21 protein-coding genes are annotated in these 18,975 nt (G+C 55.6%); 13 read left to right on the top strand and 8 right to left on the bottom strand.

Features of this window, described 5'->3' with window-relative positions:
• Window positions 1-42: 42 nt before the first annotated feature.
• The 5 genes from MWU60_RS12970 to rpsA all read left to right on the top strand — a co-directional run bounded on the left by MWU60_RS12970 (window position 43) and on the right by rpsA (window position 5,237).
• Entirely contained in the window at window positions 43-921 is an 879-nt protein-coding gene (locus tag MWU60_RS12970; RefSeq protein ID WP_247227794.1) for a hypothetical protein, read from the top strand.
• Window positions 922-1,026: 105 nt separating this feature from the next.
• Window positions 1,027-1,356 (top strand): metalloregulator ArsR/SmtB family transcription factor, encoded by a 330-nt coding sequence (locus MWU60_RS12965; protein WP_247227792.1) that lies wholly within the window; start codon window positions 1,027-1,029, stop codon window positions 1,354-1,356.
• Between the two features lies 1 nt (window position 1,357).
• Entirely contained in the window at window positions 1,358-1,831 is a 474-nt protein-coding gene (locus MWU60_RS12960; protein WP_247227784.1) for an SRPBCC domain-containing protein, read from the top strand.
• Window positions 1,832-1,916: 85 nt separating this feature from the next.
• Entirely contained in the window at window positions 1,917-3,302 is a 1,386-nt protein-coding gene (locus tag MWU60_RS12955) for a P-loop NTPase fold protein (RefSeq protein WP_247227782.1), read from the top strand.
• A 261-nt stretch (window positions 3,303-3,563) separates the two neighbouring features.
• Window positions 3,564-5,237: a 30S ribosomal protein S1 gene (gene rpsA, locus MWU60_RS12950; protein WP_281493289.1), complete on the top strand. Its 1,674-nt coding sequence runs from the start codon at window positions 3,564-3,566 to the stop codon at window positions 5,235-5,237.
• A gap of 121 nt (window positions 5,238-5,358) precedes the next feature.
• Here the strand turns inward: rpsA and MWU60_RS12945 are convergent, their stop codons facing one another.
• From MWU60_RS12945 to ihfB, 4 genes are all read right to left on the bottom strand, one after another.
• Window positions 5,359-6,699, bottom strand: coding sequence for a C13 family peptidase (locus MWU60_RS12945; protein ID WP_247227780.1), 1,341 nt, complete (start codon window positions 6,697-6,699; stop codon window positions 5,359-5,361).
• Between the two features lie 154 nt (window positions 6,700-6,853).
• Entirely contained in the window at window positions 6,854-7,501 is a 648-nt protein-coding gene (locus tag MWU60_RS12940) for a phosphoribosylanthranilate isomerase (RefSeq protein WP_247227773.1), read from the bottom strand.
• Complete coding sequence (locus MWU60_RS12935; protein ID WP_247227771.1) at window positions 7,501-7,857, bottom strand: LapA family protein; 357 nt, start codon at window positions 7,855-7,857, stop codon at window positions 7,501-7,503. The genes MWU60_RS12940 and MWU60_RS12935 overlap by 1 nt, the downstream gene beginning before the upstream one ends.
• Window positions 7,858-7,930: 73 nt before the next feature.
• Window positions 7,931-8,212 carry an integration host factor subunit beta gene (gene ihfB, locus MWU60_RS12930; RefSeq protein WP_247227769.1) on the bottom strand — a complete coding sequence of 94 codons (282 nt, stop codon included), beginning with the start codon at window positions 8,210-8,212 and terminating at the stop codon, window positions 7,931-7,933.
• A 479-nt stretch (window positions 8,213-8,691) separates the two neighbouring features.
• On the opposite strand from ihfB, the gene MWU60_RS12925 reads away from it, so the two are divergent.
• The 5 genes from MWU60_RS12925 to MWU60_RS12905 all read left to right on the top strand — a co-directional run bounded on the left by MWU60_RS12925 (window position 8,692) and on the right by MWU60_RS12905 (window position 12,409).
• Window positions 8,692-9,348: a VPLPA-CTERM sorting domain-containing protein gene (locus MWU60_RS12925; RefSeq protein WP_247227767.1), complete on the top strand. Its 657-nt coding sequence runs from the start codon at window positions 8,692-8,694 to the stop codon at window positions 9,346-9,348.
• A 151-nt stretch (window positions 9,349-9,499) separates the two neighbouring features.
• Window positions 9,500-10,726 carry a tryptophan synthase subunit beta gene (gene trpB, locus MWU60_RS12920; protein ID WP_247227765.1) on the top strand — a complete coding sequence of 409 codons (1,227 nt, stop codon included), beginning with the start codon at window positions 9,500-9,502 and terminating at the stop codon, window positions 10,724-10,726.
• 155 nt (window positions 10,727-10,881) lie between these two features.
• On the top strand, window positions 10,882-11,388 hold the full coding sequence (locus MWU60_RS12915) for a PepSY domain-containing protein (protein WP_247227763.1): 507 nt from the start codon (window positions 10,882-10,884) through the stop codon (window positions 11,386-11,388).
• Window positions 11,389-11,415: 27 nt separating this feature from the next.
• Window positions 11,416-11,904 carry a PepSY domain-containing protein gene (locus tag MWU60_RS12910; RefSeq protein ID WP_247227761.1) on the top strand — a complete coding sequence of 163 codons (489 nt, stop codon included), beginning with the start codon at window positions 11,416-11,418 and terminating at the stop codon, window positions 11,902-11,904.
• Window positions 11,905-11,932: 28 nt separating this feature from the next.
• On the top strand, window positions 11,933-12,409 hold the full coding sequence (locus tag MWU60_RS12905; RefSeq protein ID WP_247227759.1) for a helix-turn-helix transcriptional regulator: 477 nt from the start codon (window positions 11,933-11,935) through the stop codon (window positions 12,407-12,409).
• On the opposite strand, the gene MWU60_RS12900 is transcribed toward MWU60_RS12905, so the two are convergent.
• From MWU60_RS12900 to MWU60_RS12885, 4 genes are all read right to left on the bottom strand, one after another.
• Window positions 12,410-12,793 carry a DUF2237 domain-containing protein gene (locus tag MWU60_RS12900; RefSeq protein ID WP_247227751.1) on the bottom strand — a complete coding sequence of 128 codons (384 nt, stop codon included), beginning with the start codon at window positions 12,791-12,793 and terminating at the stop codon, window positions 12,410-12,412.
• A gap of 80 nt (window positions 12,794-12,873) precedes the next feature.
• Window positions 12,874-13,890, bottom strand: a complete 1,017-nt coding sequence (locus MWU60_RS12895) for a DUF2332 family protein (RefSeq protein ID WP_348644692.1) — start codon at window positions 13,888-13,890, stop codon at window positions 12,874-12,876.
• A 26-nt stretch (window positions 13,891-13,916) separates the two neighbouring features.
• A complete protein-coding gene (gene pth, locus MWU60_RS12890; RefSeq protein ID WP_247227748.1) occupies window positions 13,917-14,588 on the bottom strand; it encodes an aminoacyl-tRNA hydrolase in 672 nt (223 codons plus the stop codon).
• 43 nt (window positions 14,589-14,631) lie between these two features.
• Window positions 14,632-15,657, bottom strand: coding sequence for a LacI family DNA-binding transcriptional regulator (locus MWU60_RS12885; RefSeq protein WP_247227747.1), 1,026 nt, complete (start codon window positions 15,655-15,657; stop codon window positions 14,632-14,634).
• 271 nt (window positions 15,658-15,928) lie between these two features.
• On the opposite strand from MWU60_RS12885, the gene hisD reads away from it, so the two are divergent.
• From hisD to MWU60_RS12870, 3 genes are read left to right on the top strand one after another with little or no spacing between them, the layout of a single operon-like run.
• Complete coding sequence (hisD, locus tag MWU60_RS12880; protein ID WP_247227746.1) at window positions 15,929-17,236, top strand: histidinol dehydrogenase; 1,308 nt, start codon at window positions 15,929-15,931, stop codon at window positions 17,234-17,236.
• Window positions 17,229-17,990: an SDR family oxidoreductase gene (locus MWU60_RS12875; protein WP_247227745.1), complete on the top strand. Its 762-nt coding sequence runs from the start codon at window positions 17,229-17,231 to the stop codon at window positions 17,988-17,990. The genes hisD and MWU60_RS12875 overlap by 8 nt, the downstream gene beginning before the upstream one ends.
• Window positions 17,987-18,967, top strand: a complete 981-nt coding sequence (locus tag MWU60_RS12870; protein WP_247227744.1) for an alcohol dehydrogenase catalytic domain-containing protein — start codon at window positions 17,987-17,989, stop codon at window positions 18,965-18,967. Before MWU60_RS12875 ends, MWU60_RS12870 begins: the two co-directional genes overlap by 4 nt.
• Window positions 18,968-18,975: the final 8 nt, after the last annotated feature.

The following is an 18,975-nucleotide window of genomic DNA, read 5'->3' as shown; positions in this document are numbered from 1 at the left end:
TAAGATCAGATGATCCAACACTCACCGACAAAAGGCGCAAGAATGACCGATACGGTTGCAACACTTTGGATTGGGCCAAAACTGTCGTTCTTGGAGCGGTTAAGTCTTAAGTCATTTTATGACGCAGGTCAGAAACCGATCCTGTACCTTTATGATGATGTGGAAGATCCACCGGACTATGCGGACATTCGTGACGCCCGCGAGGTCATGGATCATACATTTACGCAAAAGTACTGGGGCAAGGATCAGCTTGACGATCCACGCATCCACTCGGACATATTTCGCGTGTTGTTGATGCGTAAGACCGACCACATTTGGGTTGATGCGGATGTCTATGCTTTGCGCCCGCATCTTGCTGACGCAGGCTATCTGTTCGCGCCGCGCAAGCGGCGGTTTATCCCAAACGGTGTGCTGCGTTTGCCACGAGAAAGCCCTGCTGTCCTGGCGATGGAAGACTTTGTCAGTGCGACGGGACGTATCCCGCCGTGGTGGTCGCCCGAGCAAGTGGATCTGATTGAACAAGACCACGATCAGGTCTCATTCGAGAGCCTGCCCGTTGGTGTTACAGGCCCCGAAGCATTCGGCCATTTCATCTACGCGACTGGTGAGCAAAAGCACGCAAAACCGTTCAGTTACCTTTATCCGATAGCGGCACGTCACTCAGCGACGTTGCTGGAAACACCAACCCCATATGATGTGGATCAACTGCGCGAAGACAGCATGTCTTTGCACCTCTACGCGACGGGGATCAGGCGTCGCCTGACGCGGAGAGGTGCAACAGGCACACCGCCGCCTGGTAGCCTGCTGCATCACTTGTGCCAGGCCCACAGCATTGATGCGGACGCTTTTCCGATCGTACATCGCGACTCGTTGGAAGCCGCGGACCAAGTGCGGCGTTACAATCGTATTCCAGAGACCTAATACAGCATGATGTTCGCCCGAATGATGGGTTTTGCCGCAATGGCTATCTAACATGGCATTATTTAACCACTTGATTAATTAACTTTGTGGTTTAATAATTGAATGATGAATGAAGTTACCCAGCTTGACGCCGCCTTCGCAGCTCTTGCCCATCCGGCCCGCCGCGCAATCCTTGCGCGCTTGGCACAAGGCGAAGCGACAGTAAATGAACTGGCAGAACCCTTTGAGATGAGCCTGCCTGCCGTTTCAAAGCACATCCGGGTTCTGGAAGGGGCAAACCTGATCACGCGCGCGCGCAACGCGCAGTTTCGCCCATGCACGCTGAACGCCGCCCCGCTGGCGGCAGTTGCGGAATGGACCGAGCAATACCGTCATATCTGGGATGTGCGGTTTGATACGATGACCGAAATACTTAAGGATTTGGAAGGTAAGTAACATGACAGATTGGGTGAAAATCGAACGCAGCTTTGACGCATCAATTCAGACCGTCTGGGACATGTGGGCAGACCCCGCGCAGTTTCAGAAATGGTACGGCCCGATGGGTTTTTCGGTCCCGGTCGCCGAAATGGATGTGCAAGTCGGCGGCACCCGCAAGATCTGCATGGAAATGAAGCGACCCGAGCGGGTGATGACGATGTGGTTCACGGGCGTTTACAAAGAGGTCTCAGCGCCAAACCGACTCGTCTATACTGAAAGCATGTGTGACGCGGATGGGAACGTGATCTCACCGCAAGTGATGGGCATGCCAGAAGGGACACCGGATACAACCGAAGTTACTGTCGAGTTGTCAGAGGCGGGCGGCAAAACGGTCATGACAATAACCCACGCCGGTGTGCCTGCAGGGAGCCAGGGCGAAGGCGGCTGGATGCAGGCGTTTGACAAGCTGGGTGAGGTTTTGGGGGTGTCCTAAAACGTCATATGGAAATTGGTGTGTCGCTGTGCTTTTGTTCAACTAAAGGTATTTTGACACATTGATTGCATCGACGGAGCTTTCCTTGACCGACACATTGCAGAAGAACCCTTGGGAGGGTGACAAACTTGGCTTTCGAGAGATCGGGGCGAGCTACACGCGGTTGATCAAGTCAATTGATGAGGGCGAGAAAGAGTGCAAGGTCATCTCAATCGAGGCTGGGTTCGGCCATGGTAAGACGTTCTTTCGGAAGGCTTGGGCAGAGCATCTAAGGCAGCAAGGCGAAATCGTTGTCGAGATTGACGCCCAGCAGTCGGATCATTCCGGCGATCCGGTTGTGACGTTTCTGGGCGCGCTGCTGGCGTTGATACCGGAAAGCGAGCCGGAGCGGCGAAAAGCATTTTGGCAGCGCGCAAAGCAGGTGGGGGCTGTTGGCAGCAAGGTTGCCGTGAACGTCCTGACACGTGGCGCTGCTGATCAGATTGGTGAAGCGCTTGTTGGTGACGGGACCGAGGCGTCGGATGCTGAGGCGATGTTGTCTGAAATTGTTGACGAAGTTGGCAAAGAGCTTTCCGACTACCTTGGTGGCTTGATCGCGCATCAACTGCAGGCCGATAAGGCCCGTACCAAAGAACTGCCAGAACATTTGAAAGTGCTCTTCGATACAATCACCGAAGGCGCGCCGAATAGACGGATCGTTGTTATTATCGATGAGTTAGATCGCTGCCATCCAGATTATGCAATTGCGCTGCTTGAGGCGATGAAGCTGGTGTTTAGTCAGCCCGGCTTTGCTTTTGTGCTGATGGTAAATGCGGATCATTTGGAGGCTTTGGCAAACAGGCGGTTCTCTGATGCGCAGCAAGGTGAGCGGTATCTGGACAAGTTTGTTGATATCCGTCTGCAGTTGCCTCGGACGAATGAGGCACTTGGGGAAGCGGCTGCCAGTCTGGTCCTTACTATGATGCCAGACTTCCAACCAATTGGACCGGATAAAGCCTTTTCCGTTGAGGCTGCCGCCGATATGACGCGAGTGATTGCGCCAGCGAGTGACCTTTCGATGCGACAGATTAAGCGCGTCATAATGAAAGTCGAAGTGGCATTGCGATGCCATCCTGACGAGCCAATTGATTTGCCCCTACTGATACATTTGGCATTCGAAGATGCTTTAGACGTAATTCCAAGTAAGTTCAGTAAGGTGTCTCTCAAGAGGCGTCAGCTTACTCCGGAGCGTGCGAGAAATTGGGTCGACTACGGCAATAGCGAGAATGACTATCAAGTGATGTATACTGACTGGAGCAACTTCACTCGTCCGTTCCCTGAGATGCGAGATGTTGTCACGCAGGCTGTGAATGAGCATAAGCTTCGAGGTCACGATGCCCCCCACAATTACCAGTTGTTTGCTCAAACGTACGTTCCGCGACATGAGCATATCGTCGCTGCTACATTTACACCGAGAACCGAAAGCCGATAGTGAGCGAAGTGCTACATCGCAGGAGAATGTCACAAGTGTTGCATTCGCAAATCCCCTTGCAAACAAGCCCAAACCCCCCTATACGCCGCCCTGTCGAAGTGTCGAGACAGGCGCGGACGTGAGACTTGAGCGGGGTCGGTGAGTAACCGGCCCTGTTGTTTTATGTTCCGCAACGCGCGCTTGCGACCAATTGAAACCCAAAGACCGGCGGAGACAACCGCACGGCCCGTATAAAACCAAACGTTAGGAAAACGACGCCACATGGCTAATACTATGGAAGAGTTTGAAGCACTCTTGAACGAAAGCTTCGAAATGGACACACCCGCTGAAGGGTCAGTTGTCAAAGGTAAGGTGATCGCAATCGAAGCGGGCCAAGCCATCATCGACGTGGGCTACAAGATGGAAGGCCGCGTTGATATCAAAGAATTCGCAAATCCCGGTGAAGAGGCTGAACTGGCCGTTGGTGACACTGTCGAAGTGTTCCTGCGCCAAGTTGAAAACGCCCGCGGCGAAGCTGTTATCTCTCGTGAGATGGCGCGCCGTGAAGAAGCATGGGATCGCTTGGAAAAAGCATATGCTGACGAAGAGCGCGTCGATGGCGCAATCTTCGGCCGCGTCAAAGGTGGTTTCACCGTTGACCTTGGCGGCGCTGTCGCATTCTTGCCCGGCTCTCAGGTTGACGTCCGCCCTGTGCGTGACGCGGGCCCATTAATGGGTCTGAAGCAGCCATTCCAGATCCTGAAAATGGACCGTCGTCGCGGCAACATCGTTGTATCCCGTCGTGCGATCCTTGAAGAAAGCCGTGCAGAGCAGCGCGCCGAAGTGATCGGCAACCTGACTGAAGGCCAGGAAGTTGACGGCGTCGTCAAGAACATCACCGAATACGGTGCGTTTGTTGATCTGGGCGGTGTTGACGGTCTGTTGCACGTCACAGACATGGCATGGCGCCGTGTGAACCACCCATCCGAGATCCTTGCCATTGGCGAGACGATCAAGGTGCAGGTCATCAAGATCAACAAGGAAACTCACCGTATCAGCCTTGGCATGAAGCAGCTTCAGGATGATCCGTGGGATGCTGTTGAAGCGAAGTTCAGCCTTGGTTCCGTACATCAGGGTCGTGTGACCAACATCACCGACTATGGCGCATTTGTTGAACTGGAAGCCGGCGTTGAAGGTCTGGTGCACGTGTCCGAAATGTCTTGGACAAAGAAGAACGTACACCCCGGCAAGATCGTGTCTACTTCGCAGGAAGTCGAAGTCATGGTTCTGGAAATTGACAGCGCCAAGCGTCGCGTTTCCCTTGGTCTCAAGCAGACACAGCGCAACCCATGGGAAGTCTTTGCAGAGCAGTTCCCTGAGGGCACTGAGGTTGAAGGCGAAGTTAAGAACATCACCGAATTCGGTCTGTTTGTTGGCCTCGAAGGCGACATCGACGGCATGGTCCACCTGTCTGACTTGACATGGGAAGGCCGCGGCGAAGACGTCATCGGTGATTTCCGCAAGGGCGACATCGTGCAGGCCAAAGTGGCTGAAGTTGACGTTGAGAAAGAGCGTATTTCGCTGTCTATCAAAGCCCTTGACGGTGATCCGTTCGCAGAAGCCGTTGGCGGCGTGAAGCGTGGTTCGATCATCACTGTTGAAGTGACCAAGATCGAAGACGGCGGCGTTGAGGTCGACTATGAAGGTGCGAAATCCTTCATCCGTCGCTCTGATCTGTCCCGTGACCGTGCCGAGCAGCGCCCAGAGCGTTTCGGCGTGGGCGACAAGGTCGACGTGCGCGTGACCAACATCGACAGCAAGACCCGCAAGCTGGGTCTGTCGATCAAAGCACGCGAGATCGCGGAAGAGAAGGAAGCGGTTGAGCAGTATGGCTCGTCTGACTCCGGTGCATCCTTGGGTGATATCCTTGGCGCAGCGCTGAAGGGCGACGAGTAAGTCTGACTTCGCAGTCTGAACGAATTGGCCCCGCCGCAGGAAACTGCGGCGGGGCTTTTCTTTGGGGCCGATGCGACTGCAGCGCAGCTCACTGCAAAGCGGTTCAGATTGGGCGCTGTCGTTAGTTTGGCAACCGCGCCGCAACCCAGGCTTCTAGTATCTCGCCAATCGCTTCGCCCTCTGCAATTTGTGGGAGCGATGCCTCATAACCGCGTTCTGCCTCTTCTGTTGCGACTGTCGCCTGCGCGCGCAGTGCCGCTTGGTGGAAGTCTAGCGTATCCTCCAATGCATCGAAAAATGCAGTGCCCCAATCGGTGAAGGTATTTGTATCCGCGCAGCCAAAGGATGATCTATCAGCGGCGGAAGCCGTCAGGACAAGCCGATCCGGCGCCTCAAGCTCGTCGACGAATGATCCAGAGTAACATGCGGAAACGACGATGATGACGTTCGCGACACCACTTTGGTCGATCGCCTGAGCGACTTCAGCGCTGCTTAGGTTGCGCGCATTCAGACCGGGAAAGTATGTAGACAGGCTTGCGCGTCCACCGTGTGATGTCAGGAAGATGAAGACAAGGTCCTGTGCGGGGTCCATGATATTGGAAATTGCGTTCAAACTCTGCGTCAAATTTGTCCGGTTGAGAAGCGGCAAACGAAGGGGATCGTCGACCGTAGGACCCAATTTGATAGTGCGGTTTTGCGCGTCAAACCGGGTAGCTGCGAGCGTTTCAAGATGGTCAATTTCCCGCTGAAACACGCTCTGGTTGGGCGTTCCAGCACCAAGTAGTACAAACATGTCAGCCTGATCGTCGGCACTTGCTTCAAGGTCTGTAAGCTGTCCGCCCAACAAATCAGCCTGTTGGGGGTATATGACTTCGGGGTCTGCAAGAGATCCATAGTCATAATCGGTGGTTTCTTCTGTGTCATAGGCGACCTCAAAGATATACGACTGCCCATAGTAGTGTCCAAGGACGATGGATGCCAAAAGCCAAAATCCAAACAAAACCGCACCAGACCATGCTTGGTACCATCTTGCTGTCGCTGTTTGGCGGCAAAGCGCGACAAAGACAGGAGCTACCCCCAACACCCAAAACAACGTATATGATTGTGCGAATGTTCTGTCCTTGAACGCGAACCATATGCCACCAATCAGAAGTGTCGAGACACACATGCTCATCGTCAGGACAACAAGCGTTGCGCCCAATTCCTTTTCTCGACGCAGGATGATGCATCCAATTGTCACCGCAAGAACACTGACGGCCAAGGTGGCGACAAAACCCTGAAGGCCCCATAATGACACCGTAGCAGGACCTGATATGTAGCTGCGGCTTACCAATGCGGCGGCACCAAGGAAAATGAATAGTGCGGCAACCACATCGATCGGGCGACCAGCGACTGCCCCACTCGGCTTGCGCAGTGTCACTAATTGCGTGGATTTGAAGGCGTTTAAAATTGCTTTGATCATAGAGTATCAGCTCAACATAAATGATGTTCATCTTTGGGTTGAGGCAACCGTGCGAATTTGGTTGACGCCTGTCAACTGAACTGACGAATGCCACAAAACCGGCGACAGGTGTGATGCTTGCTTCACCAACGTTGGCGGCAATGCAAACAGCGCGTTACCTTCCCTGTGCGGCCGCACAAAATGCGGCGATCCGTGCTGCATCTTTGACGCCCGGTGATGTCTCAACGCCTGACGACACGTCCACCTGCGTGGCACCTGTCAGAGCAATCGCTTCTGCCACTGTCTCAGGCGTCAGGCCACCCGCCAGCATCCATGGGACAGGCCAGCGCCGCCCCGCGATCAAGCGCCAGTCGAATGACAAGCCATTGCCACCCGGAAGATCGGCGTCTTTGGGTGGTTTTGCATCAACAAGGATCTGGTCGGCCACTTGCGCATAGCTGTCCAAAGCGGCCAAGTCGCTGGCATCGGCAACGCCAACCGCTTTCATAGCTGGCAGACCATAGCGGGCGCGAATGTCCGCAACACGCTGGGGCGTTTCATGACCATGCAGTTGCAAGATATCCAATGGCACCTTGCTGGTTATGGCGTCCAACTGCGCATCATCAGCATCAACAACCAAAGCAACCTTCGCCACGCCGGGGGGGACAGCCTGGGCCAGGGTTGCGGCTTGCTCAATCGACACATTGCGCGGCGACTTGGGGAAAAACACAAGCCCGACATAGGCCGCCCCCGCATCGACAGCGGCTTGCAGCAGTGCTGCATCGCGCAGCCCGCAAATTTTGATCCGAGTTAGCGAAGACATTAGCCGGTCTTTTCAAGCAGCGCCAAAACGTCGTCGTCACTTTTGGCACCAGCGGCGGCACCGCGCAGTTGTTCCACCTCACGGCGCAGACTTTCGACCTCGCGCGCTTTGGCACGGGCCTCTGCTCGGATGCGATGCTCGCGCACCCATTCCCACAAGAACCCGATCATCAATCCGGCACCGACACCGATGAAGATCACAACAAACATCGGTAGTTGGATGTCAGGGGATAACCCCAGCAGGTCGCCCAATGCTTCGGGCATGGCGCGCACGGTCACGATATCGCGGTTGGCAAGGCCAATCAGGATCAAGCAAAGGCCAACGATGGCCCAAAAGGCATAGCGAAGTGTTTTCATGGCTCACTCATACCGTAGTTGTCTCGCGCGGTGAACCGCAATTCACCGAAATGACGGTGCAGAGATGTCGCGCCTAGCCACCGTTCAGGCGGTCGCGCAGCAATTTGCCCGTTTTAAAGAACGGCACATGCTTTTCTTCAACTGCGACCGCTTCACCGGTGCGCGGGTTGCGTCCAATGCGCTGGTCACGCTTTTTGACAGAGAACGCGCCAAAACCGCGCAGTTCAACGCGGTCACCACGCGCCATAGCTTCAATGACTTCTTCAAAAATTGTATTAACGATCTTTTCAACATCGCGTTGATAAAGGTGCGGGTTCTCGTCGGCGAGTTTCTGGATCAGCTCGGAACGGATCATATTTTGGCCTCCCAACCAGCAAGCAAACACACGCGGCAGGTTTGTGCCTGCTTATCAAACGACTATAGGCATTTTGAGGTCTCGAAGAAATACCGTGAATCCCCCGTTTTGGTCGAAATACCGACACTGACGCGAACTAATACCCGCCAATTGGGTCAATTATCCGCTGAAGTGGCAACTTTATGCGCAGGTAAGAGGGCGCTGACCGCGTCCGATTCGGCTTATCTGCGACGACGGCGGCTGATGTACCGAATCTGTTGTCAAAAGACGATCTTGCCATTGGTGCCTGTGGATAGGCATATCCACCCCAAACGCTAGAGTTGTATGAACCTGCCGAAGTCAGAACAGTCCGGCCGCTATTCGGCGACTGTTTCCGCTGCCGTGATTAAAGAAAGGTGAGGGTCGCTGTAACCTTGTTTCTGCGGGTGCGATTGTGGTAGCTAAACACAAAGAAAGAGTTTGGTTTAAAGGTATTTACGATGAAGTGGTTCAAGATATCAGCACTCGCCGCCGCTATGGCAATCGCTACATCTGGTGCAAGTGCTGCAACGGTCATCAACGGCAGCTTTGAAGATATCGGCGACGGTGCATTGAATGGCAGCGGTTGGAACATCTTCTCTTCGGTTCCCGGTTGGACAGGCTCGCCAAATATCGAAATTCAGTCTGATCGCACTTTGGGTTCAATTGATGCACAAGACGGCAATTACTACGCCGAGTTGGACACCAACCAAGATGCCGGTATCTTCCAGAACATCGCGTTGGATGCGGGCAGCTATAGCCTAAGCTTCTGGTATAGCCCTCGCGTGAATGCTGACCCAACAACCACCAACGACATGTCCTATTCGGTCGCAGGCGCGGCTGAGACATATATCGACAACATCATCACCGGCGCACCTAACCCTGCGTATCCGCATGGTGCATGGACGAATGTCGTCGCCAACTTTACCATCGACAGCGATCAGACCATCGCATTGTCGTTTGCGGCTTTGGGCGGATCACGGTTCAATGGTTGCGGTAACTGCGGGGCTTTGATCGACAATGTTACCATCGCTGCCGTGCCGCTGCCTGCGGGTATCCTGCTGATGCTGACGGCTGTTGGCGCATTCGGTTTTGCACGGCGTCGTCCAAAAGCGTGAAGTAAGTCAAACGCGTTTCGGGGAAGGGGTGGCATCGGCCGCCCCTTTTTGCATCACAGGCAACCTGTCGCGACCTCTGCGACCGGATGGCTGCTTTACCATTTGCCTTGTTGGCGCTAATCCTGCCTGACGCGCAAAAAGCAGGTGTTCAATGGCCAACGATCTCTTTAACAGCTTCATGACCGGTCCCGATGAAAAGGGCCGTTTCGGAGATTTTGGCGGGCGCTTTGTGTCCGAGACGCTGATGCCGCTGATCCTTGAGTTGGAAGAGCAGTATGAGCACGCCAAGACGGATGAGACGTTCTGGGCCGAGATGCATGACCTTTGGACACATTATGTCGGCCGGCCCAGCCCGCTTTACTATGCTGAGCGCCTGACCGAGCATTTGGGCGGCGCCAAGATTTACCTCAAGCGTGATGAGCTGAACCACACCGGTGCGCATAAGATCAACAATGTGCTGGGGCAGATCATCCTTGCCCGGCGTATGGGAAAGACGCGCATCATCGCCGAAACCGGCGCGGGTCAGCATGGTGTTGCGACCGCGACGGTCTGTGCGAAGTTTGGTTTGAAATGCGTGGTCTACATGGGCGCCCATGATGTTGAACGTCAGGCCCCTAACGTGTTCCGTATGCGTTTGCTGGGGGCCGAAGTTGTTGCCGTAACCTCTGGCCGCGGTACGCTGAAGGACGCCATGAATGACGCGTTGCGTGACTGGGTGACCAACGTACGCGATACGTTTTACTGCATAGGTACTGTCGCGGGACCGCATCCCTACCCGGCGATGGTTCGCGACTTTCAGGCGATCATCGGCAAAGAAACCAAAGAGCAGATGCATACTGCCGAAGGGCGTTTGCCTGATACATTGATTGCGGCGATTGGTGGTGGCTCCAATGCGATGGGCCTGTTCTATCCGTTTTTGGACGACAAGGACGTCAACATCATCGGGGTTGAGGCCGGCGGTAAAGGCGTGAACGCCAAGATGGAGCATTGCGCATCCTTGACGGGGGGTCGTCCCGGCGTGCTGCACGGGAACCGGACCTATCTGTTGCAAGATGATGTGGGGCAAATCCTTGAAGGCTTCAGCATTTCAGCCGGCCTCGATTATCCGGGCATTGGGCCTGAACATGCTTGGTTGCATGACATCGGTCGCGCCCAATATGTAGCGATCACCGATGTTGAGGCCCTTGAGGCGTTCCAGCTATCTTGCGCTTTAGAGGGTATTATCCCCGCGCTCGAACCATCGCACGCCTTGGCGCATGTCATGAAAATCGCGCCTGAGCTGCCCAAAGATCACCTATTGGTTATGAACATGTGCGGACGCGGTGACAAAGACATCTTTACCGTCGCTAAGCACCTTGGCTTTGACATGTCTAGCTAACGAAAACGGCATAAACTTACGTTTATGCGCCTGTGTCGATGGTTTACGCATCGTCGATTAAACGCATGATGAATAGAGGTGCAGGGCGATATGGGGCCTTTTGATGTAGAGTGGCGCGCACAATGCGCGCTGCACTGTCTCAGGAGGTTTGACAAATGAAAAAGATTCTACTGTCCACAACGACTTTGGCCGCTCTCACCGCAGCGCCGGTCTACGCGCAATCCATCGCCGAGCAGGTCGCGACGCAATTGCAGGCAGAGGGTTATGAAAGTATCGAAATCAAGACCGGTCCTTCGCAAGTGAAGGTCGAGGCGGTCCGCGGTGGCCGCAAGCTTGAAGTTGTCTATGACGCAGCAACCGGTGCAATCCTCGAACAAGAAGTCGGTCCGGTTGATGATGACGACGACTTTGAGCCCGGCGTCAAAATTGAAGACGATGACGAAGACTTCATTGATGATGATGAAGACGACGAAGACGATGACGAAGACGACGAAGATGATGAAGACGACGATGAAGACGACGATGAAGATGATGACGAAGATGATGACGAAGACGACGACGAAGATGATGACGAAGATGATGACGAAGACGACGATGAAGATGATGACGAGGACGACGATGAAGACGATGATGAAGATGATGACGAAAACGAAGATGAGTGATCGTCCTGAAGGCGCGATAAAAAGCTTATGCTAAAGAAGGTCGCAATATGTCTTGCACTTGCTGGGGCGCCGCAGTTTGCGGCGGCCCAGTCTGTGCAGGACCAGATTGTGACGCAGTTGCAAGGACAGGGCTTTTCACAGATCACATTGGAACGCACCTGGTTGGGACGAGTCCGCGTGACAGCTTTACGGGATGATCTGCGTCGCGAGCTGGTCTTCAATCCGCAAACCGGTGAAATCCTGCGCGACTACTGGCGCACGATCAGCGGTAATGATGGTGGCCCGCCCCTGTTTAATCCGAGCGGCGGTGGTTCGAACAACCCTGGCGGATCTGGCAATGATGACGACGATGAAGACGATGATGATGAAGACGATGATGATGAAGATGACGATGATGAAGATGACCGCGATGATGAAGATGACGATGACGACGATGACGATGAAGATGATGACGACGACGATGAAGATGAAGATGATGACGACGATGATGATGAAGACGATGATGACGAAGATTAGCCTGAACTGACGAAAGGGAGGGCCATCGTTGAAAGGTCAATTGACCGTCGTGGTGATTGTTTTGGTGCAGCTTCTCTGCGCCTTTTTCTTTGTGGCCCAAATACTTGGCTCAATTCTTGGCGTCGCGCCAATCAGCTGGCAACTTTATGAACTGATTGAATTGGGCGCGGCTCTTGGTCTTTTGCTTGGCGTGGCGTTTGGTTGGGTCGTGCTGCGTCGCACAATGGCACGCAATGTTGTGGTTGAAGATCAGCTTCGGCTTGCCTCTGGCGCTTTTATGGAGGTTCTGGAGGAAAGGTTCGTCGCATGGTGCCTGACCCCGGCAGAGCGCGATGTGGCTCTTTTTGCGATCAAGGGAATGTCGACGCAGGAAATTGCAGGCCTGCGTGACGTCAGCGAAGGCACAATCAAAGCACAAACCAATGCGATTTACCGCAAGGCGGGCGTTGCGGGGCGGACCCAGTTGCTTAGTCTGTTCATTGACGATCTGATGGCGAAGGCCTGACTAGCCCTCAGGGTCCTGTGCGGCATGGGCGCGCAACACATCAATCGGCACGATCTCAAGCGCGCGCACATGCGTGGCATGCAGATTGACGTCAGGTGCGCAGCCTTCTTCATGAGCTTGCAGGAACCGGCTGGCGCAAAGGCACCACCCATCGCCTGCCTTCAGCCCCGGAAATCCGAATTCGGGGCGTGGTGTGCTCAGGTCATTGCCAACGTATTTTGAGAAGGCCAGAAACTCATCCGTCATGACAGCGCAAACCGTGTGGCTGCCTTGGTCGGCGGCGCATGTATCGCAGGCCCCATTGCGGAAAAAGCCGGTCATTGGTGCCGTTGAGCAGGTCGCCAGCGCACTGCCAAGCACGTTGAATGAAGGGTCTTTTTCCATGACTTTGCGGCCTTTTGTGTCGGTTCTTACTTGTGAAGATAATGTAGCGACTTTGGGTTAATTTACCATATCGGCGGCCTTTACGCCGCAGGTTCAGGCATCCCAGCCCAATCAACCCAGCGTCCATGAAAATCAGCGCGCCCCAGATCAAACGTATGATCGCCGGGCCATAGCCGTAAGGTCAACGCCGCACCACGTGCGCCGCCGTCATTTTCCATGCCGAACCATGCCAATGGTGTATCTTGGGTTGCCGTTTCCCCAGCTTTTGCAATCATCGCGGCCCCCTTGGCCTGTTGATCCTCGGGGAAATACTGCCATGCGACCGTGCTATAGATCAGATGGGTCTGGCCGGGTGTGTGGGTCAATTGTTCTGCAAGCCAGTCAATCGCATCGCCTTGGGTCACGGGTGTTGCAGCCGCCGCAATCGCAGCGCGCGTCAGCGCCAGGCGTTCTGGCTGATCTGGCCACAAATAGGCTTGCAGGCGTAGCGCATGATCCGGGTTGGCGGGATTAAGCGGGTTAAGATCAACACCTGCACGCGCCACGACCGTTGGTGCCGTTTTTGGTGGCAAAGGCCCGGTCCACTCTGGGGTCAGCGTCAAGACAGGGTCGTCTGCACCAAAACACTTATCCCCCAACTGCATCGCATAAGCATCCCAATGCAGGTTCAAGCCACCGCTCGCGCCCAGTTCAGAGGTGCGCAGTGGCAGGCCATAGCGGTCGGCCAACAGATGCCCCGCAGCGATCAGGGTTGCAGAGCGGCGTACCTCATTGGTTTGCGGGGCGCTGTCGAGCCATGTGTTGATATGGTCAACCTCGCTGATCAAGGTGGCACTTACCGCGCGCCACAAATGATCATCGCCGACCTTAGCAGGTGGGTAGACAAGGCCTAACACAGCATGCCCCTGCAAATGCAAAGCATGCAGTGCACCTGCCAGCCGCAGGGAAACCGATTGCCCGCGCGGGCTGATGTCGCCTTTCCATGCAAAGACCCGGTCCGCTATTGGCCCCTCTGGCCAGTCTCGCGTACCCAACAGGCGCATGAGCTGCTCCATAAACGGAGAGCCGAGGCTGGCGCAGGCTTTTGATTGAAACAAGAAAGCCTCTTGTAGAGCGGCGCGTGTCAACGGAACCGATCTACCAGCTTTTGCATGGTCGAGCGGTCATCGACCTCGGGTTCCGGGGCAGGCGCTGCCTTTGGCTTGGGCGTTGATTTGGACGACCTTGGCGGTGCAACCCGCAGCGCAATTGCATTGAGGAATTTGCCACCATCACCGGCGACAAGATCGGCAATTCCGTCACTAACGCCGCGCAATTCATCATCCAACCATTCCGCATCGGCCTTGGGGAAATCGCGCAGCACATAACCGGGCACCGCATCCTTGTGCCCCGGATGTCCGACGCCCATGCGCACGCGGTCATAGTCAGGGCCAATGTGCCCGTGAATAGAGCGCAGACCATTGTGGCCGGCATGCCCGCCACCGGTTTTGAGCCGGACCTTTCCGGGGGCAAGATCAATTTCGTCGTGAAATACGATCACGTCCTCAGGGGCGAGTTTGAGGTAGCGCATCGCTTCGCCAACCGATTGACCCGATAGGTTCATAAAGGTTTCGGGCTTCAGCAGGGTGACCCGCGTAGAGCCCAAGCGGCCATCGCAGGTCAGTCCTTGAAACTTTGATCGCCACGCACCGAACCCGTGATCGGCAGCGATGCGGTCCATCGCCATGAAACCGATATTGTGACGGTTGTGGGCGTATTTCGCGCCCGGATTTCCAAGACCAACGATAAGCTTCATAAACCCAATCTATCTTATGCCGCAGTGCAGCGCCAGATGCAGTTTACGACCTGGGTACCGGACCCAGCGTGTCGCGCAAGACGACCTCAACATCGAGCGCCAAGTGTGGAGGTGATTTCCCTTCGCGCAGCATGTTGACCAAGGCCAGCGCGGCCTTCCGCCCCATTTCGCGATGTGGAACATGCACAGTGGTGAGCGCGGGATCGGCAATTTGGGCCAGCTCGATATCGTCAAAGCCGACGATTGAGACATCCTGCGGAACGGCCAGTTGCATCGTTTTGGCTTGTCGCAATGCACCAATGGCAAGCACGTCATTACCGCCAAAGACTGCGGTGGGGCGGGGGTGTTTCGTCATCAATTCGGCGAAGGCCAAAGCGCCATTTTCGATGGAATAGGGTGTTTCGATGATGTGCAGTTTCTTTGGTGCGAGTCCTGCATCTTGCATAGCCGCCTTGATGCCGGACAAGCGTTCCGAAGCCCTGTCATTCTGGTCGGTCGGGGCAGAAATAGCGGCCAGGTGAACGTGCCCCTGCGCCAGTACCTGCTTGGCCATCGCATACATCGCGGCCTTGTTGTCAAAGCCTACTGATGGGCTTTCGCCTTGCGGGTCATAGGCCCATGATACAATTGTCGGAACATCCTGTGTGCGCAGAAAATCATAGACTGATGGCGCGCGGGCGTGGCCGATCAGCAATAGGGCATCCGCACCGCGTGCGACAAGCGTGCGAATTTGCTCTTCTTCCATATTCGGCTGATAGGCAGTGCTGGCGACCAGCATGGTGTAGCCATGCGCGCGCAACTCTTCCTGAAACGCCTGCAATCCGCGAGCAAAGATCGCGTTTTCCATTGTGGGAATGATCGCGCCGATTGTGTTGGTGCGTTTGGCGGCCATGACCTTGGCCCCAAAATTGGGCGAATAGCCAAGTGCCGCGATGGCGTCCTGCACCTTTTGGCGCGTTTTCGGTGCGACTTTGTCAGGGAAATTCAAACAGCGCGAAACCGTCGCGGTGGACACATCGGCAGCGTCTGCCACATCGTGCAGCGTTGGTGTTGGGCGGTCCGTTGTCATTTGATTTCCAGAGTGGAGTGGTTGTGGCACCTTGTATGCTCGCAACGATCAGTGAACTAGTAAAACTTACCTGACGGAAATGTAAAGGCTTGCATTTCGACAATGTAAGCGTTTACATAGCATCAGAATCAAGACGTAAAGGGGGGAGAGCGTCACGGCAGTTTTTCGCGCGTAGGTGGAATATGGGACCATTTCTTTCATGCGCTGCTTAAAACACTGTACGGTTTCTGCCTCAGTACACCCCAGTTTCACACAGTAAGGCACACCATTCATGGCACGCGAATACCTGAAAAAAGCGACATTGACGGCTCAGTCCGGTGCATCGGACGTCCATGACATCGTCCAAGGCATCCTGACCGATATCGAAGAAGGCGGTGACGCCAAGGCGATGGAATATGCCGCCAAATTCGACAAATACGATGGCAATGTCATTCTGACAGCGGCCGAGATTGAAGCGGCGACTGCCCTGGTGCCCGAAAAGCTGAAAGAAGACATTCAGTTCGCCCACGATAATGTCAAACGCTTTGCCGAGGCGCAAAAAGCGACCGTAAGCGATATTGAATATGAAATCGTCCCCGGTCTGATTGCAGGTCAAAAGGCGATCCCAGTAGATGCGGCAGGGTGCTATGTCCCCGGTGGTCGCTACAGCCACATCGCCTCGGCTGTCATGACCGTCACGACTGCGAAAGTGGCAGGATGCAACCACATCGCCGTCGCTTCCCCGCCGCGTCCCGACGTTGGTGTCGCACCTGCCATTATCTATGCTGCCCACATCTGTGGTGCGGACAAGATCATGGCGATGGGCGGCGTGCAGGGTGTTGCTGCGATGACCTTTGGTCTGTTCGATCTTCCCAAAGCCAACATTCTTGTCGGTCCCGGTAACCAGTTTGTGGCCGAAGCAAAGCGTATCCTCTTTGGTCGCGTCGGCATCGACATGATTGCCGGCCCAACAGACAGCCTGATCTTGGCCGATAAATCGGCTGATCCACATATCGTTGCAACCGACCTCGTCAGTCAGGCCGAGCATGGGTATAACTCGCCGGTTTGGTTGGTTACCGATGACCGCGCATTGGCCGAGGACGTGATGAACCGCGTGCCGGATCTGATCGCGGACCTGCCCGAAGTGAACCGCGACAATGCTGCTGCTGCATGGCGCGACTATGCAGAGGTCATCGTGTGCGCGGATCGTGAAGACATGGCGGCCTGTTCCGACGAATACGCACCCGAGCACCTGACCGTGCAGGCCGAAGACCTGCCATGGTGGCTGGAGCGTTTGAGCTGCTATGGCTCGCTGTTCCTTGGTGAAGAAACCACAGTGTCTTATGGCGACAAAGCGTCCGGCACCAACCACGTTCTACCCACATCAGGTGCTGCGTCCTACACCGGTGGTCTGTCCGTTCATAAGTACATGAAAATTGTCACTTGGCAGCAGGCAACCCGCGAAGGGTCCAAGCGTGTGGCCGAGGCAACGGCCCGGATTTCCCGTCTGGAAGGCATGGAAGGTCACGCCCGTGCGGCCGATGTGCGGCTGGCCAAGTACTTCCCCGGTGAAAACTTTGATCTGACACCGCATGGCTGATCCACGTGATCTCTTTGACCTGACGGGTCACGTTGCTTGCGTCACTGGCGCAAGCGCGGGGCTTGGCCAAAGGGCTGCAACGGTCTTGGCATCCGCTGGGGCCAAGGTGGTCGGCGTGGCACGGCGGGAGGAGGCATTGGAGGTCTGGGCGAAAGCCACGGGATCCCATGCTGCCGTTGTCACTGCCGACCTTGCGGACCGGGACGGGATTGAAGGTCTTGCTGCGAAGATCGCAGCGCCCTTTGGCGCGCCTGATATCCTTGTTCATGCCGCAGGGATCAACACACGTGAGACGGCGGACGACGTCACCGCCGCAGGGTGGGATATCACAATGAACCTGAACCTTGCCGCTCCTTTCTTCCTGAGCCAGGCCTTTGCGCCAGCGATGAAAGCCAAAGGCTGGGGGCGGATCGTGAATTTTGCGTCCTTGCAGACAACACGCGCCTTTCCAGGTGGGATTAGCTATGGGACATCCAAGGCCGGTATCGCGCAACTGACCCGCGCGATGGCCGAAGCCTGGTCAAAGGACGGGATCACCGCAAACGCAATTGGTCCGGGGTTTTTCCCAACGGAACTGACCGGCCCGGTTTTTGCCGACCCGGAACGCGCCGCGCGCAACGCCGCAAACACCTGCATTGGTCGTAACGGTGATCTGTCCGACATCGACGGGCCTTTGCTGTTTTTGTGTTCTGACGCATCGGCTTACGTCACGGGTCAGGTTCTTATGGTGGACGGGGGGTTCACAGCAAAATGAAAGCGCTTGTTTACGACGACGTAGAAAAGCTTGTGTATCGGTATATGCCGGACCCGGTGCCTGCATTGGGCCAAAGCCTGATCAGGATTGAGGCCTCGGGCATCTGTGGTTCCGACATGCACGCCTATCTGGGCCATGATGAACGCAGACCAGCCCCATTGATTTTGGGGCATGAGGCGGCTGGCCGTGTCGTGGGCGGCGATCTGGATGGCAAGCGTGTGACGATCAATCCACTGACTACATGCGGGTTATGTGCGGCCTGCAAGGCCGGTCGCGACAACCTTTGCCCGGACCGGATGATCATTTCCATGCCACCGCGCGAGGGCGCGTTTGGCGAGTTGGTCATCATGGCAAATCGCAATCTGGTGGAAGTGCCCGATGATGTGCCGTTGTCAAAGGCCGCTTTGGCCGAACCACTGGCCTGTGGTTGGCATGCCGTGCGTCTTGGTACTGCCGCTCTTGATACGCCTCTTACCGAGGCACGTTGCGTGGTTATCGGTGGTGGTGCGATCGGGGTTGGTGCTGCACTTTGTCTGTCGGCGTTTGGCGCCACCGATATTCAGGTGATTGAACCCAATGCCCTTCGCCGGAAAACGCTGGATGGAATTGACGGGTTCTCAGCGGCCGCGCCCGGCACGGTAACCGACGCAGATTTGGTGATCGACGGTGTGGGGTATGCGGCGACCCGTGCTGACGCCACAGCGATCACGCGTCCGGGCGGCGTAATCATGCATATCGGGTTGGGTGAGGCGACCGGCGGTCTTGATATCCGGCGGATGACTTTGCAGGAAATCACCTTCATCGGAACATATACGTATACCGCGCAGGATTTCCGCGACACGGCTTCAGCCATTTTCGATGGCCGCCTTGGTGCGCTAGACTGGACCGAGGAAAGACCGTTGTCTGAGGGGCAACAGGCCTTTGCTGACATCCGGGCTGGCATCGTGGCGGCACCCAAAATCATTCTGCGTCCTTGACGCGAATA

This window comes from Yoonia sp. F2084L, assembly GCF_023015625.1.
Classification (GTDB): Bacteria; Pseudomonadota; Alphaproteobacteria; order Rhodobacterales; family Rhodobacteraceae; genus Yoonia.
This window is presented reverse-complemented; position numbering and strand designations above follow the sequence as displayed.